Source organism: Pseudomonas sp. PIC25 (assembly GCF_002286785.1).
Lineage (GTDB): Bacteria > Pseudomonadota > Gammaproteobacteria > Pseudomonadales > Pseudomonadaceae > Pseudomonas_M.
In genome coordinates this window covers 1-1898 of sequence record NZ_MUJY01000125.1, presented here as the reverse complement: position 1 = coordinate 1898, position 1898 = coordinate 1, and the positions used below count along the sequence as shown (strand labels likewise).

1 protein-coding gene and 1 pseudogene are annotated in these 1898 nt (G+C 64.8%); both read left to right on the top strand.

Annotated features, from left to right (window positions below):
* Positions 1-358 (top strand): annotated as a pseudogene (locus BZL41_RS28560) (hypothetical protein); the annotation flags it as partial.
* Positions 358-1898: DUF6531 domain-containing protein (locus tag BZL41_RS15395; protein ID WP_256578170.1), on the top strand; the 1541-nt coding region annotated here is incomplete at its 3' end. The pseudogene BZL41_RS28560 and the gene BZL41_RS15395, both read left to right, overlap by 1 nt.

The following is a 1898-nucleotide window of genomic DNA, read 5'->3' as shown; positions in this document are numbered from 1 at the left end:
TCTGGCGCCGATCCTCACCCACCTCGGCGAGGCGGCGGGCGACCTGCTGCCGGTGTTCGAGCGCTACTGGATCAACGGCAGCGACCTGACCGTCGAGCTACCCGTCCTCGGCACCAGCCAGCCCTACCCCTGGTGGGACGTACCACCGGACCTGCTCGCCCAACTCAGAGCAGAAAACCCCGCCCCCCTGGTGGATAACCTCATGCAGTGGCTGCAGGAAGAGACCCCTGACCTTTACCTCGCCTGGCCGGAGCAGAACCTGCGATTGAAAGTGGATCACTTCGTCCGCCGTCACGGCACCTCGTCTTCCCTGCAGAACGACCTGCTCGATTACCTCATTCAGGAGCAACAAGGCTGATGGACCAGATCGCCTACATCGAAGAACAACTGAGCACGTTCAAGGACAGCCTGACGCTCTACCGCGAACAGACCAAGACCTGGTACGCGCAAATCGCCGACAAGGGCAGCCACGCCACCGATATGCCCTCGCTGCTGGGCATGGAGCGCGTGCTCAAGGTCGGCAACACCAGCACGACGGTCGCGTCGAGTGACGGCGACTTCATGTCCAGCGTGGCGCGTTGTCCGGCCAACGGCATCCTGGAGATCGAAAGCAAGTTCGAATCGGTCTACGACATCCCGGTGGGCAACCTCCAGGTCGAAGTCATTCCGATCAAGGGCGGCGCATCGACCACCCTCACCCTCGATGCCCAAGGCAAGGCCCGCCACCAGGGCAAAGCCGGCGAGCTGTACCGGGTCCGCGTGCAGAGCGCGGTCACTTCAGGGCAAGTGGACGCTCTGTTTTCTTCCTACGACGGCCTGAGCCGCGAACTGGAAACCTGGCTGCGCGGCCAGTGGGCCGAATTCAAGCCGCAATGGTCGGTACAAAGCGCCTCCTCGTCGCTCGCCGCGGCCGGCAACGGTATTCTCGAAGGCAGCTGGCTGGCCGTGAAGGACGTCTGGGACGGCATCATGCTGTTCCTCGACATTCTCCAAGACCCGATGAAGCATGTCGCCCGCCTGGGCGAGAGCGCGCAGAAGCTGGCCGACCTCGCCAAACAGGCGCCGGAGATGATGGAAAAGGCCATGCTCCTGGCCAGCGACGAAGCCGCCCTGTTCCTGCTCCTGCGCACCGCCTCCCTCTGGCTCTCCGCATTGCCGCCCAGCCAGATCGCCGGAACCGCCGCCAAGGAAATTTCCCGCGTCCTCGTTTCCATCCTCATCGACATCCTCCTGGCGCTGGTGCTGAGCATCGCCGTGGGCGGTTCCGGCCTCGTCTACCTGGGCATGCGCCTGAAGAAATACGGCGAGAAAATCGTCAAGGCCGTACAGGGCTTCGTCGAAGCGATCTTCAACATCCTCAAAGGCTTCATGGCCTACGTGGACAAGTACAAGCAGGTCGCGGCTCGCGGCCTCACCGCCGCACAGCAGCGTGGCGTCCTGCGGTTGCAGTGGGACGGTCGCCGCAATACCACGCTCAGCGAGGCCAGCACACGCCCCGACGCCTCCCGGACAGCCACAACACCTAACGGCAAACCCGCCGACACGGCCAAGAACACCTGCACCAACAACTGCCCGGTCTCCATGGTCACCGGCGAGGAACTGCTCACCCTCACCGACGGCGAACTGGACGGCCTGCTGCCCTTTCCCTGGACGCGCCTCTATCGCACCAGCGCCGCGGAAATCGACAGCGGCCTGGGCTACGGCTGGAGCCACAGCCTGTCGCACCGTCTGGTGCAGGAAGATGACAGCCTCGTCTGGATCGACCACGAGAACCGCCGCACCGCCTTCCCGATCCCCAACGCGCAGCGCCCGGCGATCACCAACCGCCTGTCCCGCGCCGCCATCTACCTGGGCGACGACCCGGCCGAGCTGATCCTCGCCGCGGCCGGCGACACGCC